The 21,681-nt window shown below is 64.0% G+C and carries 18 protein-coding genes and 2 pseudogenes; 11 read left to right on the top strand and 9 right to left on the bottom strand.

The annotated features are described in order from the left end of the window. The first annotated feature begins 32 nt into the window (after positions 1–32). Complete coding sequence (locus FJW06_RS04970; protein WP_140748905.1) at positions 33–776, top strand: pseudouridine synthase; 744 nt, start codon at positions 33–35, stop codon at positions 774–776. A 163-nt stretch (positions 777–939) separates the two neighbouring features. Here FJW06_RS04970 and FJW06_RS04975 read toward each other — a convergent pair whose 3' ends face one another. Further along, complete coding sequence (locus tag FJW06_RS04975) at positions 940–1,521, bottom strand: histidine phosphatase family protein (RefSeq protein ID WP_140748908.1); 582 nt, start codon at positions 1,519–1,521, stop codon at positions 940–942. Between the two features lie 139 nt (positions 1,522–1,660). Beyond that, positions 1,661–2,269: pseudogene (locus FJW06_RS04980) on the bottom strand (cation:dicarboxylase symporter family transporter); the annotation flags it as partial. On the opposite strand from FJW06_RS04980, the pseudogene FJW06_RS04985 reads away from it, so the two are divergent. Continuing rightward, positions 2,268–2,557: pseudogene (locus tag FJW06_RS04985) on the top strand (Fis family transcriptional regulator); the annotation flags it as partial. The pseudogenes FJW06_RS04980 and FJW06_RS04985 sit on opposite strands and share 2 nt — an antisense overlap. A gap of 213 nt (positions 2,558–2,770) precedes the next feature. Further along, positions 2,771–3,118 carry a hypothetical protein gene (locus tag FJW06_RS04990; protein WP_224608676.1) on the top strand — a complete coding sequence of 116 codons (348 nt, stop codon included), beginning with the start codon at positions 2,771–2,773 and terminating at the stop codon, positions 3,116–3,118. 4 nt (positions 3,119–3,122) lie between these two features. Here the strand turns inward: FJW06_RS04990 and ggt are convergent, their stop codons facing one another. From ggt to FJW06_RS05005, 3 genes are all read right to left on the bottom strand, one after another. After that, on the bottom strand, positions 3,123–4,862 hold the full coding sequence (gene ggt / locus FJW06_RS04995) for a gamma-glutamyltransferase (protein ID WP_140748911.1): 1,740 nt from the start codon (positions 4,860–4,862) through the stop codon (positions 3,123–3,125). Between the two features lie 99 nt (positions 4,863–4,961). Further along, the gene (rhaI, locus tag FJW06_RS05000; RefSeq protein ID WP_140748914.1) at positions 4,962–6,254 is read right to left on the bottom strand and encodes an L-rhamnose catabolism isomerase; all 1,293 of its coding nucleotides are present in this window, start codon (positions 6,252–6,254) and stop codon (positions 4,962–4,964) included. Positions 6,255–6,347: 93 nt separating this feature from the next. Then, complete coding sequence (locus FJW06_RS05005) at positions 6,348–8,450, bottom strand: bifunctional rhamnulose-1-phosphate aldolase/short-chain dehydrogenase (RefSeq protein ID WP_140748917.1); 2,103 nt, start codon at positions 8,448–8,450, stop codon at positions 6,348–6,350. 189 nt (positions 8,451–8,639) lie between these two features. Here FJW06_RS05005 and FJW06_RS05010 point away from each other — a divergent pair, with 189 nt between their 5' ends. From FJW06_RS05010 to FJW06_RS05040, 7 genes are all read left to right on the top strand, one after another. After that, positions 8,640–9,449: a DeoR/GlpR family DNA-binding transcription regulator gene (locus FJW06_RS05010; protein ID WP_128259638.1), complete on the top strand. Its 810-nt coding sequence runs from the start codon at positions 8,640–8,642 to the stop codon at positions 9,447–9,449. A 55-nt stretch (positions 9,450–9,504) separates the two neighbouring features. Next, positions 9,505–10,500, top strand: coding sequence for a rhamnose ABC transporter substrate-binding protein (rhaS, locus tag FJW06_RS05015; RefSeq protein ID WP_140748920.1), 996 nt, complete (start codon positions 9,505–9,507; stop codon positions 10,498–10,500). Positions 10,501–10,608: 108 nt separating this feature from the next. Beyond that, a complete protein-coding gene (locus FJW06_RS05020; RefSeq protein ID WP_181178165.1) occupies positions 10,609–12,144 on the top strand; it encodes a sugar ABC transporter ATP-binding protein in 1,536 nt (511 codons plus the stop codon). Continuing rightward, the gene (locus FJW06_RS05025; RefSeq protein ID WP_140748926.1) at positions 12,141–13,118 is read left to right on the top strand and encodes an ABC transporter permease; all 978 of its coding nucleotides are present in this window, start codon (positions 12,141–12,143) and stop codon (positions 13,116–13,118) included. The genes FJW06_RS05020 and FJW06_RS05025 overlap by 4 nt, the downstream gene beginning before the upstream one ends. After that, positions 13,115–14,116 carry an ABC transporter permease gene (locus FJW06_RS05030; protein ID WP_140748929.1) on the top strand — a complete coding sequence of 334 codons (1,002 nt, stop codon included), beginning with the start codon at positions 13,115–13,117 and terminating at the stop codon, positions 14,114–14,116. The genes FJW06_RS05025 and FJW06_RS05030 overlap by 4 nt, the downstream gene beginning before the upstream one ends. Continuing rightward, positions 14,116–14,430: an L-rhamnose mutarotase gene (gene rhaM, locus FJW06_RS05035; RefSeq protein WP_181178151.1), complete on the top strand. Its 315-nt coding sequence runs from the start codon at positions 14,116–14,118 to the stop codon at positions 14,428–14,430. The genes FJW06_RS05030 and rhaM overlap by 1 nt, the downstream gene beginning before the upstream one ends. Further along, positions 14,427–15,785, top strand: coding sequence for an FGGY-family carbohydrate kinase (locus FJW06_RS05040; RefSeq protein WP_140748935.1), 1,359 nt, complete (start codon positions 14,427–14,429; stop codon positions 15,783–15,785). The genes rhaM and FJW06_RS05040 overlap by 4 nt, the downstream gene beginning before the upstream one ends. A gap of 35 nt (positions 15,786–15,820) precedes the next feature. On the opposite strand, the gene FJW06_RS05045 is transcribed toward FJW06_RS05040, so the two are convergent. Continuing rightward, entirely contained in the window at positions 15,821–17,077 is a 1,257-nt protein-coding gene (locus tag FJW06_RS05045) for a D-amino acid dehydrogenase (protein WP_140748938.1), read from the bottom strand. Positions 17,078–17,239: 162 nt separating this feature from the next. Beyond that, positions 17,240–18,235, bottom strand: a complete 996-nt coding sequence (gene galE / locus FJW06_RS05050) for a UDP-glucose 4-epimerase GalE (RefSeq protein ID WP_140749800.1) — start codon at positions 18,233–18,235, stop codon at positions 17,240–17,242. Between the two features lie 331 nt (positions 18,236–18,566). Between galE and hemA the strand changes: the two genes are divergently transcribed. Next, positions 18,567–19,844, top strand: a complete 1,278-nt coding sequence (hemA, locus tag FJW06_RS05055) for a 5-aminolevulinate synthase (protein WP_140748941.1) — start codon at positions 18,567–18,569, stop codon at positions 19,842–19,844. Between the two features lie 69 nt (positions 19,845–19,913). Here the strand turns inward: hemA and FJW06_RS05060 are convergent, their stop codons facing one another. Further along, positions 19,914–21,080 (bottom strand): pyridoxal phosphate-dependent aminotransferase, encoded by a 1,167-nt coding sequence (locus FJW06_RS05060; RefSeq protein WP_140748944.1) that lies wholly within the window; start codon positions 21,078–21,080, stop codon positions 19,914–19,916. A gap of 101 nt (positions 21,081–21,181) precedes the next feature. Then, on the bottom strand, positions 21,182–21,604 hold the full coding sequence (gene mscL / locus FJW06_RS05065) for a large conductance mechanosensitive channel protein MscL (RefSeq protein ID WP_140749803.1): 423 nt from the start codon (positions 21,602–21,604) through the stop codon (positions 21,182–21,184). Positions 21,605–21,681 lie beyond the last annotated feature (77 nt).

Genomic DNA, 21,681 nt, shown 5'->3' on the forward strand with positions numbered 1-21,681 from the left:
CGGCGTTCTGAGTAAGTCCGAAGACAAAGACAGTGGCACGCCAACCCGACCAACGAACCGCAACCCCAAAGGTCAGCCTCGCACGGGCACTCTCCAAGCTTGGCTTCTGCTCGCGCACGCAGGCCGAGCATCTCGTCGTCGAGGGGCGGGTGCAAGTAAACGGCAAGACGGTGCGCGATGCCTTGCTGCGCATCGATCCCGACCGCGACAGCATCAGTGTCGACGGCAAGCGCGTGGTTGCCGAGCGCAAGGTCTATCTGATGCTCAACAAACCGCGCGGGCTGGTCACCACCCGCGACGACCCGGAAGGCCGCGGCACGGTCTACGGCTGCCTGGAAGGGCTCGACCTGCCCTTCGTGTCGCCGGTCGGCCGCCTCGACAAGGCGAGCGAAGGGCTGCTTTTGCTTAGCAACGATACGCGCTGGGCGAACGGACTGCTCGACCCCGCCTCGCATGTCGCCAAGACGTATCACGTGCAGATCGCGGCCGCGGCCGACGAGGCGATGCTGGAGCGCTTTCGTCAGGGCGCCGTCGTCGATGGCGAGTTGCTCAGGGCAAGCTCGATCGCGCTGTTGCGCAGCGGCGGGCGGACAGCCTGGCTGGAGATCCTGCTCGACGAAGGGCGCAACCGGCAGATCCGCAGACTGCTCAACGCTTTCGACATCGAGGTGCTGCGGCTGATCAGGGTGGCGATCGGCGGATTGCAGCTCGGCGAGCTCGCCAAAGGCAAGGCGCGGCATCTGACGAGCGAAGAGCTGGCGATGCTTGCGGCGTAAGGCGTCCCCCTCACCCGGATTGCCAGCCGAATTGCGAAGGGCAATTCGGGGCAATCCGACCTCTCCCCGAGGGGAGAGGAGACGGTTGGCGCGGACCTTCCTCTTCTCCCGGCCGGCGAGAAGGTGGCCGCGAAGCGGCTGGATGAGGGGGAGCCCGCGCTCGCTACTTCTGGTTCCATCTCCGGATAACCGGCTCGGTCAGATCGTGTTCGTAGCCGAGAACGCTCAGGCTCGCCGTGTCGAGGACAAAATGCTCGCCGCCTTCCGGCGGCAGGCCGACCCAGCGCGCCGCGAACACGCGCAGGAAATGCGAGCTGGAGAAAATGAGCACATTGCCGGCAACCGCGCGCAGAGCAGCTATGATCGCGTCGGCGCGGGCGCCGACATCGGCCGCCGTCTCGCCGTCAGGACAGCCGTCGCGAAACAATTGCCAGCCGGGGCGCTTCGACAGTATCTCCTTGGTCGTCACGCCTTCATAGGCGCCGTAATCCCATTCCTGCAGGTCCGGCTTCTTGAGCGCGCGCTCGCCGAAGCCGGCGAGCCGGCAGGTGTCGAAGGCGCGCTGCGAGGGGCTCGACCAGACCGCCTGGAAGGTCAGGCCCTTGAGACGATCGGCGACACCACGCGCAGCCTCCTCGCCCTTCGCCGTCAGCGGGATATCGGTGCGGCCGGTGTGCCTGCCCGAGGCGCTCCATTCGGTCTCGCCGTGACGGACAAGATAGATTTCGGGATACGCGCTGCTCATCGACCGCCCTCTCGGCTGAGTGTTTCGCCGGGAATCCGGCCAGCGCAGCCTATGCGGCGGCCGGCAAAAAGAACAGGCCGCGACGGAGCCGCGACCTGTTCGGCCAGCGCAGGCTTGGGCGGGTCCCCGGTGCTGCCCGTCACTCCGCCGGCTGCAGCCCGCCAGACAGGGCGAGATCGGCCTCCTCCGGCAACTGGCCGGCCAGGGCGGCGGCGAACTGCTTCTGGTCGAGCTCGCCTTCCCAGCGCGCCACGACGATGGTCGCGACCGCGTTGCCGACGAAGTTGGTGAGCGCACGGCATTCCGACATGAAGCGGTCGACGCCGAGGATCAACGCCATGCCGGCGACCGGCACCGAGGGCACCACCGAGAGCGTGGCGGCCAGGGTGATGAAGCCGGCGCCGGTGATGCCTGCGGCGCCCTTGGAGCTCAGCATGGCGACGAGCAAAAGCAGGATCTGGTCGCCGAAGGTGAGCGGCGTGTCGGTCGCCTGGGCGATGAACAGCGCGGCCAACGTCATGTAGATATTGGTGCCGTCGAGATTGAAGGAATAGCCTGTCGGGATCACAAGACCGACGACCGAGCGGTTGCAGCTGGCGCGCTCCATCTTGGCCATCAGGCCTGGAAGTGCGACTTCCGACGACGAGGTGCCGAGCACCAGGAGCAGCTCTTCGTTGGTGTAGCGGATCAGCGCCAGGATGGAGAAGCCGTTGTACCATGCGACGGCGCCGAGCACGACGAGCACGAAGGAGCATGACTGGCCGGGCATTGTGCGCGAGCTCGCCCATTTCGCCGAACGCTTCGTGCGCGGGCTCGACAATGTCGGCGAAACGCCCTCCCCTGCGGCAATGGAAAGCGATGCCGCGATGCCGTTGCCCGAACGGCTCGATCGCTACGAGGCCAAGATCATCCGCGAGACACTTGGTCGCAACGACGGCGACGTGCGCCGCACCATCGAGGCGCTCGGCATCCCCGCAAGACCTTCTACGACAAGCTCAAGCGGCACGGCATCGTGCGCAGCGATTTTTCCAGGTAGATCAAGGCCGGAGATGAGCATGATGCCGTCCGCAAACGCTTCACACCTTTCGGCATCATGCTGTGGGAACCGCAACGCCGCTACCGCCGTTGAAGCTGACCGGAAAACCGTGGCACGCGGGCATCAGCCGGGCGGCGAATGCATCGCAGGGGCGGCTTTGCCGGGTTGCGCTCGGCTGGCGTTGATGGTTTGTTGCCGCCCAGCGGAGAACCAATGATGCGCGAATCCCTCGGTCAAGACGAATACGGCTCGACCAGCCCCTTCGACCCGGACGACCTGCCCAATCTCAATGCGATGGGACCGGCGATGGGCGGCGGCAACGACTTCGAAAAATACGCAGTCGCCGTCATCATCGTCTTCGGCGCGCTGATCATCGGCGGCCTGATGGCCGCCTCGATGTCCTTCGGCCATCGCAACGGCTTCCTGTTCGCGCTCGGAGGCGCCACGGCGGCCTGGATTTCCGGCAATGCGCTGTTGCTCGACCGGCCGCGCATCTATGCCCTGTTCGTCGCCATCGCCGCCGTCATGCTGATCGCCTCGACCATCACGCTGGTGACCTGATCAATTAATATCCCAACGCCTCGCCGACAGCCGCGCGGCTGTCTATGGCGCCATTGTAGCGGGCGCCGCCGCCCTTCTCGATCTCGCTGAGGCTCTTGCCGCCGACAAGGATGCCCGCTGCCTGCCCCCAGGTCTGGTCGCTCAAGTCGAGGTGGTAGCCCATGCCGGCAAGCAGCCGCTCCGTGTCCGGCGACAGCCCGAAAGGCTCGACATAGATCGTGTCCGGCAGCCATTGATGGTGGATCCGCGGCGCGTCGATCGCTTGTTGGATATCCATGCCGTGATCGATGACGTTGACGATTGCCTCCAGCGTGATGGTGATGATGCGCGAGCCGCCCGGACTGCCGATGACCATGAACGGCTTGCCGTCCCTCGTCACGATCGTCGGGCTCATCGAGGACAAGGGTGTCTTCCTCGGCTGGATGGCGTTGGCCTCGCCCTGGACCAGGCCGTAGAGGTTCGGCACGCCGGGCTTCTGGGTGAAATCGTCCATCTCGTTGTTGAGCAGGATGCCGGTGCCGTCGGCGACGACGCCGGCGCCGAAGGAGCCGTTGAGCGTATAGGTGACCGCCACCGCGTTGCCGTCCTTGTCGATGATCGAGTAATGCGTGGTTTCCTTGGACTCGCCGAAGCCTTTCGGCATCAGGTCCTTCGATATGCCGGCGCGGAACGGGTCGATCTTGTCGCGGATCTCCTTGGCATAGCCCTTGTCGAGCAGCTTCGAGACGGGGTTGTCGACGAAATCCGGATCGCCCAGCGCCGAATTGCGGTCGACATAGGCATGGCGCATGGCCTCGACCATGACATGGACCGTCTCGGCCGATCCGGCGCCGAGATAGGACAGCGGATAGCCTTCGAGCACGTTGAGGATTTCGCAGATGATGACGCCGCCCGAACTCGGCGGCGGCGAGGAGATGATCTCGTAGCCGCGATAGGAACAGGTCACCGGCTTCAATTCGCGCACCGCGTATTGCTCGAAATCGCCCTTGGCGAGGATGCCGCCCTTGGCGGCGCTTGCCTTGACGATGGCATCGGCAATCGCCCCCTTGTAGAAGGCATCCGGCCCCTTTTCCGAGATCGCAGACAGCGAGGCGGCGAGGTCAGGCTGAACCAGCGTCTCGCCGATGACGTAGGGCTTGCCGTCGTTTTTCAGGAAGATGGCGGCCGCCGCCGGGTCCTTCGCCAGCCGGTCGGCGCTGTCGGCCAACGATGCGGCGTCGCCCTGGTTGAGGACGAAGCCGTCCCTGGCATAGGCAATCGCCGGCGCCATCAGGTCCTGTCTCGAGAGCGTGCCGTATTTCTCGCGCGCCATCTCGAAGCCGGCGACCGAGCCAGGCACACCGACCGCGAGATAGCCGTCAAGGCTGGCGCCCTTCACCGGATTGCCGTCCTTGTCGAGATACATGGTTTTTGTGGCTGCAAGCGGCGCGCGCTCGCGGAAATCGAGGAAGGCCGTGCGGCCGTCCTTCATGCGCACGGTCATGAAACCGCCGCCGCCGATATTGCCGGCAGTGGGGTAGACCACGGCAAGCGCATAGCCGACGGCAACCGCGGCATCGACCGCGTTGCCGCCTTTCTTCAGCACGTCGACGCCGACTTCCGTGGCAAGGTGCTGGGCCGTCACCACCATGCCGTGCTCGCCCTTGGCCGGAGCGGGCGACGCGGCGAAAGCGATGGTCGGCGGCGTGATGCTAAGTGCAAGCGAAAGGGTAACGCGGATCAGCGTCCGACGGGTCAAGGGCATGGCGGTGCTCCTGGCGTTGGGGACACCTAGGAAAGACCGTGTCGACAAGCCTGTCCATCGCCAACGGCGCTGGACCAGATCAAATCAGATATCCGCCTGTCAGACGATGCCGCCGCCACCACTCGCAACGGCCGGGCGCTCCGCAGCGACCTTCGCGCGATAGCCGGCCTCGCGATAGGCCGCGACCGGATCGATGGCGCCGCCGGTCCCCAGCCGCGCCATCGCCAGGATCGGCTCGACATCGATGCGGTAGGCGGTTTTCAGCGTCTGCGTCGCCATCAGCGCGTCATTGGCTTCCTGAAAAGCTTCCAGCGCCTTGCGGTCGACCAGCAGCGCCTGCGCATAGGCGCGCTGCACCTCGACCGCCGATAGCATCAGGCTTTCGATCGGATCGGTGACGTTGTGGCTCTGGTCGAGCATATGCGCGGGATTGAAGCCTTTGGCGCCTGAAAGCTCGGCATCGACCAGTTCGTTGAAGACGAGGAACAGCCTGTAGGGATCGATGGAGCCTGCATCGAGGTCGTCGTCGCCATATCTGGAATCGTTGAAGTGGAAGCCACCCAGCTTGCCGAACTGGATCAGCCGCGACACGATCATCTCGATGTTGACGTTGGGCGCGTGGTGGCCGAGGTCGACTAGACAGAAGGCCTTGTCGCCGAGTTCCCTGGCGATGATGTAATTCGTGCCCCAGTCCTGGACGACGGTGGAATAGAAGGCCGGCTCATACATCTTGTGCTCGGTGAACAGCCGCCAGTCGTCCGGCAGGCCGGCATAGATTTCGCGCATAGCGTCGAGATAGCGCTCGAAGGCCTTTGCGAAATTGACCTGGCCGGGGAAGTTCGAGCCGTCGCCGATCCACACCGTCAGCGCCTTGGAGCCGAGAGTGTTGCCGATCTCGATGCATTCGAGATTGTGCTCGACCGCCTGCCGGCGCGTGCCGGCGTCGGCATGCGACAGCGAGCCGAATTTGTAGGACAGCTTCTGGTCCCTTGCGTCGGAGAAGGTGTTCGAATTCATGGCATCGAAGCCGAGGCCGAAGCGGGACGCCGCCTGCTTCAGCCGGTTCGGATCGGCCTTGTCCCACGGGATGTGCAGCGAGACGGTCGGCGTCGCCTGCGTCAACTGGGCAATGACGGCGCAGTCCTCGATCTTGTCGAAGATGTCGCGCGGCTCGCCGGCGCCCGGAAAGCGGGCGAAGCGCGTGCCGCCGGTGCCGACGCCCCAGGATGGAATCGCGACGCCGAATTTCTCGACCTTGTCGCGGATCGCGTCGATGGCAATGCCGCGGCGGTCGAGGCGTTCACCGAGCGAGGCGTAGTCGCGCTCAAGGTCGGGTTTGCGCGCGGCGTTGCTCTTTTCGATGACGTCAGCCGAGATGATCGATTCGGACACTGCAATTCCTCCCAGTACTCATTTGGCTGGCGCCGCCCCTCATCCGCCCTTCGGGCACCTTCTCCCCGTAAACGGGGAGAAGGGAAAGCGCAGCTAGCGCGTAAAGCTTTGCGCGTTGCCGGCGTCGACGTTGACGATGTTGCCGGTCGATTTGGCCGACATGTCGGAGGCGAAGAAGTAGATCGCTTCGGCGATGTCTTCCGGGAAAACCGAGCGCTTCAGCATCGAGCGCGAGCGGTAATGCTCCTCTAGGTCGTCGGTCGACATCTTGTAGGCCGCGGCGCGCTGTTCCTTCCACTCGCCGGTCCAGATCTTGGAACCGCGCAGGACGGCGTCCGGATTGACGACGTTGACCCTGATCTGCGCTTCCGCGCCCTCCAGCGCCAGGCAGCGGGCAAGATGAATCTCGGCGGCCTTGGCCGTGCAATAGGCGGACGCGTTCGGCGAGGCGGCGAGCCCGTTCTTGGAAGCGACGAAGACGACGTTGCCGCCGATCTTCTGGGCGCGGAACAGGCGGAAGGCCTCGCGCGAGACCAGGAAATAGCCGGTGGACAGGATGTCCATGTTCTTGTTCCACAACGCCAGCGTCGTCTCCTCGATCGGCGCCGAGGAGGCGAGGCCGGCATTCGACACAAGAATGTCGATGCCGCCGAACTCGACCGCCGTTTCGGCGAAGCCCGAAAGCACTTGGTTCTCGGAGGTAACATCGATCCGCACCGGACGGACAAAGTCTTTGCCGAACGCCCTCGACAGCTCTTCATTGGCGCTGGCCAAAGCCGCATCGTCTATATCGGCAAGCACCACGCAAGCGCCTTCGCGCAGCAGCCGGTTGGCGGTGGCGCGGCCGATGCCGCCGGCGCCGCCGGTGACCAAGGCGATCTGGCCGGCTAGAGCCTTCGGCTTCGGCAGGCGCTGGAGCTTGGCCTCCTCGAGTTGCCAGTACTCAATGTCGAAGGCTTCCTGTGCGGGCAGGCCGACATAGGACGAGACCGTCGAGGCGCCGCGCATGACGTTGATGGCGTTAACATAGAACTCGCCCGAGATGCGCGCTGTCGCCTTGTCACCGGCGAAGGTGAACATGCCGACGCCGGGCATCAGATAGACGACCGCATTGGGATCGCGGATGGCGGGCGAGTCCGCATGCTTGCAGGCATCGTAGTAAGCCTGGTAGCCGACGCGGTATTCGGCGACGTCGTCGGCCAGCCGCGCGATGACGGCGTCGACATCCGGCTTTGCCGGATCGAACTCGATGACCAGCGGCCGGATCTTGGTGCGCAGGAAATGATCGGGACAGGAGGTGCCAAGTGCGGCCAGCGGGCGCAGGTCCTTCGAATTGACGAATTCGAGCACAGCCGGCTGGTCGTCGAAATGGCCGAGCTTGTGGCTTTTCTCGGATATCAGGCCGCGGATGCGCGGCATCAGCTTGGCGGCGATGGCGCGGCGCGCCGGTGCGTCGAGCGCCTTCACCGCCTCGCCGCCGAAGATCGCCTTGCCTTGCGACTTGCGCTCGAACCAGTCGATCGCCTGGTTGATCACCGAGATCGTCGTCTCGTAGCACTCCTTCGGCGTGTCGCCCCAGGTGAACAGGCCATGGCTTTCGAGCACGACGCCCTTGGCCTCGGGGTTTTCGAGGCAAAATTTCTCCAGCCACAGGCCGAACTCGAAGCCCGGCCGCTTCCACGGCAGCCAGCCGATGGCGTCGCCGTAGATTTCCTTGGTGATCGCCTTGGAGTCCTTGGCCGCGGCAATGGCGATGATGGCGTCGGGATGCATGTGGTCGACATGAGGCTTCGGCACGAAAGCGTGCAGCGGCGTGTCGATCGAGGCCGCGCGCGGATTGAGGTTGAAGGTGCAGTGGGGCAGGTAGCCCACCATCTCATCCTCGTGCTCGACCCCGCGATAGAGACCCTTCAGGGCGCGCAGCTTGTCCATATAGAGGGTGGCGAAACCGTCCAACTTGATCGAGGCGCTGTCGCCGCCCGAGCCCTTGACCCACAGGACTTCAACCTCCTCGCCGGTCAGCGGGTCTTTCTGCCAGACCTTGGACGAGGTGTTGCCGCCGCCGTAATTGGTGACGCGCTTGTCGGAACCCAACGTGTTCGAGCGATAGACCAGGAGCTCGGGGCCGCTCATCCCTTCGGCTTTTGCATCGTCCCAAAGGTTGGCGAGGCGCGAGCCGGAGCGCTTGTCGAGCATAGGTAATCCTCCCTCGGAGCGCGAACGCCGCGCTCCTCTTTTCTCGCCGCGAATGTCTACGCAAGCGCTCCACTTGTCAATCAGAAACGATCAATATCGATCATATTGCATTGCACAATGAAAATATATGATCGGAAATGATTGACACTGCGCGTCTTCTAGTGCCTGATGCTCGAGCTGGGAGGAACCATGCACGAAAAAGAGCGCCACAGGATCATTCTGTCCGCCGTCCAGGAAAAGCCTGTGGTGACGGTGCAGGAGATGGTCGAGCTGACGGACTCGTCCGAGGCGACGATCCGGCGCGACATCGCGGCGCTGCACGTCCAGAAGCGCCTGCGCCGGGTGCGCGGCGGCGCCGAAGCGATCTCGCCACCGCAATTCATCGGCCTTGCAGGCCGCCCCTTTTCCGTCAACGAGACGCTGAACGCCGCGCAGAAGCGGGCGATCGCGCGGGAAGCGGTCAACCTGTGCACAGACGGCGAGCCGATCATCATCAATGGCGGCACCACCACCTTCCAGATGGTGCATTTCCTGACCGGCCGCCGCATGCCGATCTTCACCAATTCCTTCCCGATCGCCGAGCACCTGCTCAAGCACTCGAAGAACACGGTGATGCTATCGGGCGGCACGATCTACCGCGAGCAGAACATCATCCTGTCGCCCTTCGACAATGACGTGACGCGCAATTTCTATGCGCGGCGCATGTTCATGGGCGCGCAAGGGCTGGGGCCGCTCGGGCTGATGGAAGGCGACCCGCTCTTGATCCAGGCGGAGCAGAAATTGATCGACCAGGCCGACGAGCTGGTGGTGCTGGTCGATTCCTCGAAATTCCGCATGCGCTCCAGCCTGATCCTGTGCGGGCTGTCGCGCATCGCGACCGTGATCACCGATGACGGCATCGAGGACCGCGAGGCCAAGATGCTGGAAACAGCGGGCGTGGCGCTGATCGTCGCCCGCAGACAGTCAAGCGACAAGGAAGAATCTTCACTGCAGGCCTGAGGGGAACTCGCGCCCGCAGCGGCGATGGAATGCAACGCTCAAGGGAGGATATTCGATGAGCTTTTTGAAGAAACTGCTGGTTACGGCGGCCTTTTCCGCCGCCATGTTCGTGAATGCCGCCTATGCCGAGAACGTCAAGATCGCGCTGGTGGTGAAGTCGCTCGGCAACGGCTTCTTCGACGCCGCCAACAAGGGCGCCGAGGAAGCGGCCAAGGAATTGGGCGATGTCGACGTCATCTACACCGGCCCGACCAAGGCTACCGCCGAGGCGCAGATCGAAGTGATCAACTCGCTGATCGCGCAGAAGGTCAACGCCATTGCCGTGTCGGCCAATGACGCCGACGCGCTGGTGCCGGTGCTGAAGAAGGCGATGGAGCGCGGCATTACCGTGATCTCGTGGGACTCCGGCGTCGCCAAGGAAGGCCGTCAGCTCCACCTCAACCCGTCCGACACCAACCTGATCGGCGAGACCATCATCAAGCTCGCCGCCGACTACCTGCCGGAAGGCGGCGATGTCGCGATCCTCTCGGCCTCCTCGACCGCGACCAACCAGAACGCCTGGATCGAAGCGGCCAAGAAGGTGCTGCCGGAGAAGTTCCCGAAGATCAAGCTGGTCGCCACCGTCTATGGCGATGACGACTCGGCCAAGAGCACCAACGAAGCCAAGGGCCTGTTGAAGTCCTATCCGAACCTCAAGGCGATCATCGCGCCGACCACAGTTGGTGTTGTAGCGGCTGCGCAGGTCGTCACCGACGAGAACCTGATCGGCAAGGTCAATGTCACCGGTCTCGCGCTGCCGTCGGAGTTCAAGAGGTTCATCGACAACGGCGCGTCGCAAGCTGTTGCTCTCTGGAACCCGATCGACCTTGGCTATTCGGCGATCTACCTCGCCCATGACCTGGCCGTGAAGAAGGAAGAGGCCAAGCCCGGCGCCACGCTGTCGATTGGCCGCGTCGGCAAGGTGACGCTCGACGACACCAACTCGGCCGCGATGGCTCCGCCCTTCCAGTTCGACAAGACCAACATCGAGAAGTTCTCGAAGATCTATTGATCCTGGCCGACTCAAAGCTCGTGCGGCGGGACATTTGTCCCGCCGCATCTTCAAGCGGACCTTCTTTCAGGGCCTGATACGGATATGGACACGACAGCCCAGCGCAAAATGGAGACGGAGCGGCCCGAGCCTTCAGGCCCGTCCCAAAGCGCCGCCCCTCGACTGACGCTCTCCGGCATTTCCAAAAGTTTCCCGGGCGTGCGCGCCCTGCACAATGTCAGCCTGTCGCTCTACTCCGGGCAGGTGACGGCGCTGATCGGCGAGAACGGCGCCGGCAAGTCGACGCTGGTCAAGATCATGACCGGCATCTACCAGCCCGATTCCGGCGAAATCGGCATCGACGGCCAGGCGACGACGCTGCCCAGCGCGCACGCCGCCTTCGGCCACGGCATCACCGCCATCCATCAGGAAACCGTGCTGTTCGACGACCTCTCGGTCGCCGAAAACATCTTCCTCGGCCATGCGCCGCGCACCCGCTTCGGCACCATCGACTGGCGCACGATGCGCAGGAACGCGCGCGAGGTGCTGGAGACGATGCGCGCCGGCCATATCGACGCCGACGCGCGGCTGAAGGACCTTGGCATCGCCAACAAGCATCTCGTCGCCGTCGCCCGAGCCATGTCGATCGATGCGCGCATCGTCATCATGGACGAGCCGACCGCGGCACTGTCGATGAAGGAGATCGAGGAGCTTTTCCTGCTGATCGAATTCCTGAAGAGCGAAGGCAAGGCGGTGCTCTTCATCAGCCACAAGTTCGACGAGATCTACCGCATCGCCGACCGCTACACCGTCTTCCGCGACGGCGAGATGGTCGGCGAAGGCCTGCTCAAGGACACCGGCCAGAACGAGATCGTGCGCATGATGGTCGGCCGCAACGTCGACCATATCTTCCCGCAGCGCGAGCCGAAGATCGGCGCGCCGGTGCTGTCGGTCTCCGGCCTGTCGCATCCGACCGAATTCGACGACATCGGCTTCGAATTGCGCAAGGGCGAGATTCTCGGCTTCTACGGCTTGGTCGGCGCCGGTCGCAGCGAGGTGATGCAGGCGATCGCCGGAATCACCCGCATCGGTCGAGGCGCGATTTCGCTGGACGGCCGGACCATCGCGCCGAAATCGGCGGCGGATTCGATCGAAGCCGGCATCGTCTATGTGCCGGAAGAGCGTGGCAATCAGGGCGTGGTGATCGGCCTGCCGATCTTCCAGAACGTGTCGCTGCCATCGCTCAAGCGCACCTCGAAATCAGGCGTGCTGAGGCTGGCGGAAGAATTCTCGCTCGCCCGCTCCTATACCGAGCGGCTTGACCTGCGGGCCTCATCGCTCAGCCAGGACGTCGGCACGCTGTCCGGCGGCAACCAGCAGAAGGTGGTCATCGCCAAGTGGCTGGCGACGACACCGAAGGTGATCATCCTCGATGAGCCGACCAAAGGCATCGACATCGGCTCCAAGGCCGCCGTGCATGGCTTCATGGCCGAGCTGGTCGCGCAGGGGCTTTCGGTGATCATGGTGTCGTCGGAACTGCCCGAGATCCTCGGCATGTCCGACCGCGTGGTGGTCATGCGCGAAGGCCGCGTCGCGGCCACCTACGACAACAAGGGCTTGGATGCCGAGACGCTGGTTCGGACGGCAGCGGGGATCGCGGCATGAAGAACTTCCTCAAATACCGCGAGATCTGGCTGCTCGCCGGCATCGTCGTGCTGATCGGACTGATCTCGACGCGCTTCCCCGGCTTCGCCGATCCGGCGAATCTGCGGCAGGTGTTCAACGACACGTCGATCCTGATGATCCTGGCGCTGGGACAGATGGCGGTGATCCTGACGCGCTCGATCGATCTCTCGATGGCATCCAATCTCTGCTTCACCGGCATGGTGGTGGCGATGCTCAACGCCGCGCATCCGGCGATCCCGATTCCGGTTCTGATCGTCATCGCTCTTGCCGTCGGGCTGGTGCTGGGCGCCATCAACGGCTTTCTGGTGTGGCGGCTGAACATCCCCTCGATCGTGGTGACGCTCGGCACGCTCACCATCTATCGCGGCGCCACCTTCGTCGTTTCCGGCGGCGCCTGGGTCAATGCCGACCAGATGAGCCCGGACTTCATCAATTTCCAGCGCGCCGCCTTTCTCGGCATCCCGGTGCTGTCCTGGATCGCGATCATCGTGATCGCGCTGTTCTTTCTGGTAATGACGCGGACCGCGATCGGCCGCTCGATCTACGCCATCGGCGTTAACCCGACCGCTTCGGTCTATGCCGGCATCGATGTCGGCCGCACAAAATTCATCGTCTTTTGCATTTCCGGCATGATCGGCGGGCTCGCCGGCTATCTGTGGATCTCGCGCTATGTGATCGCCTCGGTCGAGGTCGCCAATGGCTATGAGCTCAACATCATCGCCGCCTGCGTCATCGGCGGTATCTCGATCGCCGGCGGCATCGGCTCCGTCGGCGGCGCGGTGCTGGGCGCGCTGTTCCTCGGCATCATCTCCAACGCCCTGCCGGTCATCAACATCTCCCCCTTCTGGCAGATGGCGATCTCGGGCAGCGCCATCATCCTGGCCGTGGTGCTCAACGCGCGCGGCGAGCGCCGGCAGGGCCGCATCATCCTGAGAAAGGCGGAAGCGGCATGAACGACACCCCTGCCCCGCGCCACATCCCCGACCGGCTCGACAAGCCGCTTTCCTCGGCGATCTTCTCCTGGGAGGCGCTGCTGGTCGTCATCGCGGTCGTCATCTTCGCGGTGAACAGTTTTGCTTCGCCCTATTTCCTCGATCCTTGGTCGCTGTCGGACCTGACCTTCAACTTCACCGAAAAAGGGCTGATCGCGCTTGCGATGGCGCTGCTGATCATTTCGGGCGAGATCGACCTGTCGGTCGCGGCGATCGTGGCTTTGGCCTCGACGATGATGGGCATGGCCGTGCAGGCCGGCGCCGGAACGCCGGTGCTGGTTGCGATCGGCGTCGTGGTCGGGCTTGGCTGCGGCGCTTTCAATGGGCTGCTCGTCACGCGGCTCGGTCTGCCGTCCATCGTCGTCACCATCGGCACGATGAGCCTATTCCGCGGCATCGCCTTCATCATTCTCGGCGATCAGGCCTACAAAGGCTATCCGGAGAGTTTCGCGTTCTTCGGCCAGGGTTATGTCTGGTGGGTTTTCTCGTTCGAGCTGGCGCTGTTCCTCGTCGCGGCTTTGATCTACTGGTTCGTGCTGCACCGTACGAGCTTCGGCCGCCAGGTCTTCGCCATCGGCAACAATCCGGTCGCCTGCCAGTTCTCCGGCGTGCGCGTCAATCGCATAAAATTCATCCTGTTCTGCCTGACCGGGCTGATGTCGGGCATCGCCTCGGTGCTGATCACCTCGCGGCTCGGCTCGACGCGGCCCTCGATCGCGCAGGGCTATGAGCTCGAAGCCATCACCATGGTCGTGCTTGGGGGTGTCTCGATCCTCGGCGGTGCGGGCAGCATCCTCGGCGTCGTGCTCGCCGCCTTCATCATGGGACTGGTGACCTTCGGCCTCGGTCTGCTCAACGTGCCCGGCATCGTCATGTCGATCTTCATCGGCCTGCTGCTGATCATCGTCATTGCGCTGCCGATCGTCTGGCGCCGGCTGCGCGAAGGACGCTTTGCCTGATGGAGAAATACGCCTTCAAGATGAAGCTCAATCCCGGCGTGAAGGCCGAATACAAGCGCCGCCATGACGAGATCTGGCCGGAGTTGGTCGCGCTTCTGAGAGAGGCCGGCGTCTCCGACTATTCGATCCATCTCGACGAGGAGACCAACATCCTGTTCGGCGTGCTGTGGCGAAGCAGCGATCACGGCATGGCCGACCTGCCCCAGCATCCGGTGATGCAGCGCTGGTGGGCGCATATGGGCGACCTCATGGAGACCAAACCCGACAACGAGCCGGTGGCGGTGCCGCTGGAAACAATGTTCCATATGGCATGATCGTCGCCGTCATCGATATCGGCAAGACCAACGCCAAGGTGGCGCTGGTCGATCTCGCGACACTGAGCGAGATCGCGCTGCGCCGTATCGCCAACGCGCCGGTGCGGCAGGCGCCCTACCCGCATCACGACGTCGAGGCGCTATGGACGTTCATCCTCGACAGCCTCGCCGATCTCAACCGCGAACGACGCGTCGATGCGATCTCGATCACCACGCATGGCGCGACCGGCGCCTTGGTCGATGTCGCCGGCGAACTGGTGCTGCCGGTGCTCGATTACGAATTCGATGGACCCGACCTGCTTGCGGCCGACTACGATGCCGTGCGTCCGCCCTTCGCCGAAACCGGCACGCCGCGGCTGCCGATCGGCCTCAATCTCGGCTCGCAGTTCTTCTGGCAGCAGAAGCGTTTTCCGGAGGAATTCGCCAAGGCAGCCGCAATGCTGATGTACCCGCAATATTGGGCGCTGCGGCTGACCGGTATTGCCGCCAATGAAGTGACATCGCTCGGCTGCCACACCGACCTGTGGAACCCCTGGATGTCCGATTACTCCTCGCTGGTCGACAGAATGGGTTGGCGCCGGTTGATGGCGCCGATGCGGCCGGCCAGGGACCGGCTTGGCCCAATCCTGCCGGAGCTGGCGCGGCGGACAGGGCTGGACCCGCAAACGCCGGTGTTCTGCGGCCTGCACGATTCCAACGCCTCGCTGCTGCCGCATCTGCTGTCCGATCGGCCGCCCTTCTCCGTCGTCTCGACCGGCACATGGGTGGTGTCGATGGCCGTCGGCGGCAGGAAGATGGAGCTCGACCCGGCGCGCGACACGCTGGTCAATGTCAACGCGCTCGGCGATCCGGTACCGTCGGCGCGCTTCATGGGGGGACGCGAATTTTCGCTGCTGACCGACGGCCAGCCGCAAGAATGGGGCGAGGCCGATGTCGCCACCGTACTGGCCCGCCAGGTCTTGCTGCTGCCTTCCACCCAACAGGGCTCCGGACCATTTCCGTATCGCGATGCACAATGGGTGAACGCTGGCGACCTAACCTCCGGCCAGCGCTTCGCCGTCCTCTCGTTCTATCTGGCGTTGATGGCTGCGACCTGCCTCGAGCTGATCGGCGGCAACGGGCCGACGACGGTCGAGGGACCGTTCGCGCGCAACCCGCTTTTCATCCGCATGCTGGCGGCAGCGACGGAGAGGCCGGTGGTTGCGTCGGAGACCTCGACGGGCACCAGCATCGGCGCCGCGCTGCTGGCGTTCGACGGCGCGGCCGTTGTGAGCAGAGGCGAGCACAGCAGACCGCCAGCCGATCCGGTCTGGGGCGACTATGCAAGGGCGTGGCGGCTGGCTGTTCAGACGTGACCGATCACTAGTTGACAGATCGGCATCAGAGCCATTCAGCGCGCCGTCTCGTACAGCAATCCTTTGGGATCGATCTGCGGCTTTCTGCCGGCGACGACGTCCGACAGGAACTGCCCCGATCCGCAGGCCATGGTCCAGCCAAGATGGCCGTGGCCGGTGTCGAGATAGAGATTGCGGTATTTCGCCTGACCGAAGACAGGCACCGAACTCGGCATCATCGGCCGCAGACCTGCCCAGAGCACGGCCTTCTTCTCGTCGAAGGCTCCCGGGAAAAGATCCTTGCCGGTTTCCAGGATGGTCCTGAAATCGCTGGGCTTGAAGCTGCGGTCAAAGCCGGTGAATTCAGCCGTCGAGGACATGCGCAGGCGATTGCCGAGCCTCGAATAGCCGATCAGCCGGTCCTCGTCGGCGCCGCCCATGGTCGGCCCCTTGCTTTCGTCCTCCAAGGGAATCGTCGCTGTGTAACCCTTCACCGGATAGACCGGCAGGTCGACGCCGTAGCGGCGGCCGAGCAGACCGCTCTCCGGCCCCATGGAAATGACGACGGCATCGCCGGTGACCGGCCCGGCCGAGGTCATCGCCGCGCGCACCCGATCGCCCTCGATGTCGAGGCCCTGGACCGTCGTGCCGAACAGGAATTTGACGCCGAGCTTCTCGGCGGCATAGGCGGCGAGATTGTCGGTGAACTGCTTGGAATCGCCGGTCTGGTCGATTGGCGAATAGATACCGCCCGCGATCTTTTCCTTCACGCCGGCAAGCCCTGGCTCCAGCTCGACCAGGCGTTCGCGGCCAACGATCTCGATCGGCAGGCCGTGCTCGCCGAGATAGCGATAATTGTCGGCGCCGGTGTCGAGGCTCTTTTGCGACCGGAAGAAGTAGAGGATGCCCTTTTTGCGCTCGTCGTAATGGATGCCGGTTTCCTCCGACAGCTGATTGATGCACGCGCGGGAATGGAGCGCGAGCCTGAGCTTGATGGCGGTGTTGGCGCGCAGCCGGGTCACCGTGCATTCGCGCAGGAAGCGCAGGCTCCAGGCATAGAAATAGGGATCGAGCCGCAATCTGACCTTGATGCCGAGGTCATGGTTCCAGAGCGCGCGCAGGAAGGTCTTGAGCGCAGCGGGCGAGGCCCAGGCGGTGGCGTCGCCAGGCGACACCAGGCCGGCATTCGACTGGCTGGTGCTGCGCGCGGCCGCTTCATGGCGCTCGATCACCGTCACCTCGTGACCGTCCCTTGCCAAATAATAGGCGGCCGCCGTGCCAACCACGCCGGCGCCGAGAACCAGGACCTTCATGCCATCCCCTCAGGATCCAACAGGGCATCGTGCTTGGACAACGCCCTCAACGATGCCATAGCGCGTCTCGGCACGCCGGACGAGCCCTTGGCCCAACGAGTGGGCTTTTTGTCTTGACGCAATTCCGGACGAAAAACCGCTACACACTTTTCCTGGAATTGCTCAGTTTCGAACGGAATTCTTGGTCGTCAGAATGCGCTCCCAGGCCAGCGCATCGTTGACGATCAGGTCGAGGTCGTCGCGTTGCGGCGTCCAGCCGAGTTCCATGCGCGCAAGCTCGGAATTGGCGACCACGGCGGCGGCGTCGCCCGGCCGGCGATCCCCCATGCGCACATCGAAATCATGGCCGAAGGCGCGGCGTACGCTGTCGATCACCTCGAGCACGGAATAGCCATGGCTGTAGCCGCAATTGGCGACGAGGCTCTTTCCCCCGGCGCGCAGCCGCTGCAGCGCCAGCCGGTGCGCGGCGGCGAGATCGCTGACATGGATATAATCGCGCATGCAGGTGCCGTCCGGTGTCGGATAATCGGTGCCGAAGACCTGCATGAAGGGGCGCTTGCCGAGCGCGGTCTCGCAGGCCACCTTGATCAGATGCGTGGCGCCGGGCGTCGACTGTCCGGTGCGGCCCTTGGGGTCGGCGCCGGCGACGTTGAAATAGCGCAGCGCCGTATAGCGGATGTCGTGCGCCAAGCCCGCGTCGCGCAGCATCCATTCACTCATCAGCTTGGAGAGGCCGTAAGGCGATTCCGGCGCAAGGCGGGCATCCTCGCGTACCGGTTCCAGCCCCGCGCCGCCATAGACGGCGGCGGTGGAGGAGAAGATGAAATGCGGCACGCCTTCACGCACAGCGGTTTCGATCAGCGTGCGGGTCTTGCAGGTGTTGTTCTCATAATAGCCGAGCGGATCGGCGACCGATTCCGGCACCACGATCGAACCGGCGAAGTGGATGATGGCGTCGACATTGTTGTCGCGGATGATCCGGCCGACCAGATCACGGTCGGCGACGTCGCCGAGGACGAGCTTCGCCTCGGGCGCCACCGCCCATTCGAAGCCGGTGGAGAGCCTGTCGAGCACCACGACGGTCTCGCCGGCGTCGAGCAGCTCCCAGACCATGTGGCTGCCGATATAACCGGCACCGCCCGTCACCAAAACCGTCATCATCTACCTCGCTGATCAAGATCTATCGGAAACTGTCTCAACAGCCACCGTGCTGGAAACCCCGCCGCAAGCCCGTTAATACGTATGTCGTTCGCCCAAACCGCTGTGCACTTTTGGGCGATATGCATTGGCCTCCCTATAATGTTAAGTCCGTAACAGTTGCTCCCGCCCGAGGCATCGTACTGAAACAAAACTGCTTCAAACAGCCGGGAATAGGCCACGATCCGGCGTCGTTAGGAACAGGGCAAGGGCGTGGCATTTTGACCGGTTGGGCGCGGTGGACGCGGCATGGGGCAGTGACTATGATCCACCGCAAAATTGGGAAGTCGAGATGAATTACCAGCGGTTCTTCGAAGATGCGATCGACCAGCTCCACGCCGAGCGTCGCTACCGCGTCTTCGCCGACCTCGAGCGCATGGTGGGCAAGTTCCCGCGCGCCATCTGGCGTTCCAACGGCCGCGCCCAGGAAATCACTGTATGGTGCTCCAACGACTATCTCGGCATGGGCCAGAACGAGGATGTGATTGCCGCCTTCCAGGCAGCAGCCGGCAAGATGGGCTCGGGCGCCGGCGGCACCCGCAACATTTCCGGCACGTCCAACCCGCTGGTCGAGCTTGAGCATGAGCTCGCCGGCCTGCATGACAAGGAAGCAGCCCTTGTCTTCACCTCCGGCTTCGTCTCCAACGAAGCCTCGATCTCGACCATTGCCAGGCTTTTGCCCAACTGCCTGATCATCTCGGACGAGCTCAACCATGCCTCGATGATCGAAGGCGTGCGGCGTTCGGGCGCGGAGAAGAAGATCTTCCGCCACAACGACGTCGCGCATCTGGAAAGCCTCTTGCAGGCGGCCGGCCGTGAGCGTGCCAAGCTGATCGTCTTCGAAAGCGTCTATTCGATGGATGGCGACATCGCGCCGATCAAAGAGATCGTCGAGCTCGCCGAACGCTACAACGCCATGACCTATATCGATGAGGTCCATGCGGTGGGCATGTACGGGCCGCGCGGCGGCGGCATCACCGAGCGCGAAGGCCTGGCCGACCGCATCGACATCATCCAGGGCACGCTGGCCAAGGCCTTCGGCACGCTGGGCGGCTACATCACCGGAACAAGCGCCGTAATCGACGCGGTACGCTCCTATGCGCCGGGCTTCATCTTCACCACCGCGCTGCCGCCGGCGATCGCCGCCGCCACCACCGTCTCCATCCGCCATCTCAAGCGCTCGCAGGCCGAGCGCGACGCGCAGCAGCGCCAGGCAGCCAGGACCAAGCAGGTTCTTGCCGCGGCCGGGCTGCCGGTGATGGAATCGGCAACCCATATCGTGCCGGTGCTGGTCGGCGATCCTGAGCTCTGCAAGATGGCGAGCGACCGGCTGCTCGGCGTGCACGGCATCTACATCCAGCCGATCAACTACCCGACGGTGCCGCGCGGCACCGAGCGGCTGCGCATCACGCCCACGCCGTTCCATTCGGACGCGCTGATCGCTGAATTGCAGGACGCGCTGGTCGAGACCTGGGATGCGCTGGGCATTCCTTATGCCAGCTCCGGCCGCCCCGCCGTCGCCAAGACAGACCGGATCATTCCGCTGCTGGTGCCGAAGTCGGGCGGCTGACGTTACGTCTGCCTAAGAACGTAGCGGCGGAAACGTTCGGAAACGAACACTTCCCGCCCGATTGCGGTCTCACACCGTCTTCATCCATTTCGCCAAACGATGCGCCGCTTCCTCGAGCTGATCGAGGCGGCGGTGGAAGCATAGTCTGAGGAAGGCTTCGCCGCCGGGACCGAAGGCGGTGCCGGGCGCGAGGCCGACATTGGCGTTGTCGACGATGTCGAAGGCGGCTTTTCGGGCATCGGTGAGGCCGTCGACCCTGAAGAACAGGTAGAATGCCCCCTGCGGCACGGTGAACCGCGCCTTGCCGGTTTCGCCGAGGATGCCGCAGACGAGGTCGCGGGCGGCATGCGCGCGCTCCACCTGTTCGGCGATGAAGCCGTCCCCCTCGTCGAGGGCGGCGACCGCGCCGCGCTGCATGAACTGCGCGACGCCGGAGGTCGAGTACTGGATCAGGTTCTCGAACACCTGCTGCAAGGCGGGATGGGTCTTGATCCAGCCGACGCGCCAGCCGGTCATCGCCCAGTTCTTGGAGAAGCTGTTGACGAAAAGGATGCGGTCCTCCGGCGTGGCGACGTCGAGGAAGGACGGCGCACGGCCATGGCCGTAGTGGAACAGCGAATAGATCTCGTCGGCGACGATCCACAGGCCCTTCTGGCGGGCGAGATCGAGGATCGCCTGGAGCGTCTCCTTGTCGGCCGTCCAGCCGGTCGGGTTGGACGGCGTGTTGATGAACAGCAGCTTCGTGCGCGGCGTGATCGCCGAAGCGATCTTGTCGACGTCGCAGGACCAGCCATTGCCGGATTGGTCGAGGGTGATCGGCACCGGCACGGCGCCCGCCACACCGGCGGCCGCGGCGAAGTTCGGCCAAGCGGGCGAGAGGTAGATCACCTCGTCGCCGCTGCCGGCGATCGCGTCGATGGCCAGCTGGATGGCATGCATGCCGGATCCGGTCACGATGAACTCCTCCTCGGCGAAGGTCGCGCCGAAATGCCTGGCGTAGTAGCGGGCGAGCGCCTGCCTGAGCGCGGGAATGCCCTTCTGCCAGGTGTAGAACGTCTCGCCGTCGGCCAGCCCCTTGGCGGCGGCATCGCTGATGAAGGAAGGCGTCGGCAGGTCGCCCTCGCCGGCCCAGAGCGGGATCAGGCTTTCGCGCAGGCGGCCATGATTGATGACGGCGACGATGCCGCTTTCGGGCGCAGCGCGGGCTTCCGCGCGCAAGGTCTCGATGAGGGTCATGGCAAAATCCGTATTCCTGTCGTGAGCGCTCTTATCAGATCGCCAAACGGAAAACCCCGGCCGCAGGCGGCCGGGGTTTTGGTCCAGAGCACCCCTCTGCGTCATCTCCTGGCGAGCAGGTCGCGGATTTCCGTCAGGAGTTGCACGTCGGCCGGCGGCGGGGCCGCGGGAGCGGCAGGCTTTTCCCGTTCCAGTCGCTTGCGCAGATTGTTCACCGCCTTGACCATCAGGAAGATGATGAAGGCCAGGATCAGGAAGTTCAGCACCACGGTGATGAAGGAGCCATAGGCGAAGACGGCGCCTTCTTTCTTGGCATCGGCCAGCGTGGCCGAATGGACGTTCGGGGACAGCCCTAAGAAGTAATTGTTGAAGTCCAGTCCGCCGAAAATTGCGCCGACGATCGGCATGATGATGTCGTTGACCAACGAATCGACGATCTTGCCGAAGGCAGCGCCGATGATGACACCGACGGCCAAATCCATGACATTGCCTTTGGAGATGAATTCCTGGAATTCTTTCAGCATTCGACCCTCCTTGCATGACGGACCGTACTGCCGCCTCACCAGTGTCCTTCGGCGCCGGCCCGCGTCCACCATAACAA

Source organism: Mesorhizobium sp. B4-1-3 (genome assembly GCF_006439355.1).
Taxonomy (GTDB): Bacteria; Pseudomonadota; Alphaproteobacteria; order Rhizobiales; family Rhizobiaceae; genus Mesorhizobium.

Bases quoted from the DNA above. Each gene is read 5' to 3' on its own strand.
- FJW06_RS05005 (WP_140748917.1), bottom strand. From the start codon at position 8,450: ATGCTCGACAAGCGCTCCGGCTCGCGCCTCGCCAACCTTTGGGACGAT.
- FJW06_RS05040 (WP_140748935.1), top strand. From the start codon at position 14,427: ATGATCGTCGCCGTCATCGATATCGGCAAGACCAACGCCAAGGTGGCG.
- FJW06_RS05045 (WP_140748938.1), bottom strand. From the start codon at position 17,077: ATGAAGGTCCTGGTTCTCGGCGCCGGCGTGGTTGGCACGGCGGCCGCC.
- FJW06_RS05010 (WP_128259638.1), top strand. From the start codon at position 8,640: ATGCACGAAAAAGAGCGCCACAGGATCATTCTGTCCGCCGTCCAGGAA.
- rhaM (WP_181178151.1), top strand. From the start codon at position 14,116: ATGGAGAAATACGCCTTCAAGATGAAGCTCAATCCCGGCGTGAAGGCC.
- FJW06_RS05020 (WP_181178165.1), top strand. From the start codon at position 10,609: ATGGAGACGGAGCGGCCCGAGCCTTCAGGCCCGTCCCAAAGCGCCGCC.
- FJW06_RS05025 (WP_140748926.1), top strand. From the start codon at position 12,141: ATGAAGAACTTCCTCAAATACCGCGAGATCTGGCTGCTCGCCGGCATC.
- FJW06_RS04990 (WP_224608676.1), top strand. From the start codon at position 2,771: ATGATGCGCGAATCCCTCGGTCAAGACGAATACGGCTCGACCAGCCCC.
- FJW06_RS04975 (WP_140748908.1), bottom strand. From the start codon at position 1,521: ATGAGCAGCGCGTATCCCGAAATCTATCTTGTCCGTCACGGCGAGACC.
- rhaS (WP_140748920.1), top strand. From the start codon at position 9,505: ATGAGCTTTTTGAAGAAACTGCTGGTTACGGCGGCCTTTTCCGCCGCC.
- hemA (WP_140748941.1), top strand. From the start codon at position 18,567: ATGAATTACCAGCGGTTCTTCGAAGATGCGATCGACCAGCTCCACGCC.
- mscL (WP_140749803.1), bottom strand. From the start codon at position 21,604: ATGCTGAAAGAATTCCAGGAATTCATCTCCAAAGGCAATGTCATGGAT.
- FJW06_RS05060 (WP_140748944.1), bottom strand. From the start codon at position 21,080: ATGACCCTCATCGAGACCTTGCGCGCGGAAGCCCGCGCTGCGCCCGAA.
- galE (WP_140749800.1), bottom strand. From the start codon at position 18,235: ATGACGGTTTTGGTGACGGGCGGTGCCGGTTATATCGGCAGCCACATG.
- ggt (WP_140748911.1), bottom strand. From the start codon at position 4,862: ATGCCCTTGACCCGTCGGACGCTGATCCGCGTTACCCTTTCGCTTGCA.
- FJW06_RS05030 (WP_140748929.1), top strand. From the start codon at position 13,115: ATGAACGACACCCCTGCCCCGCGCCACATCCCCGACCGGCTCGACAAG.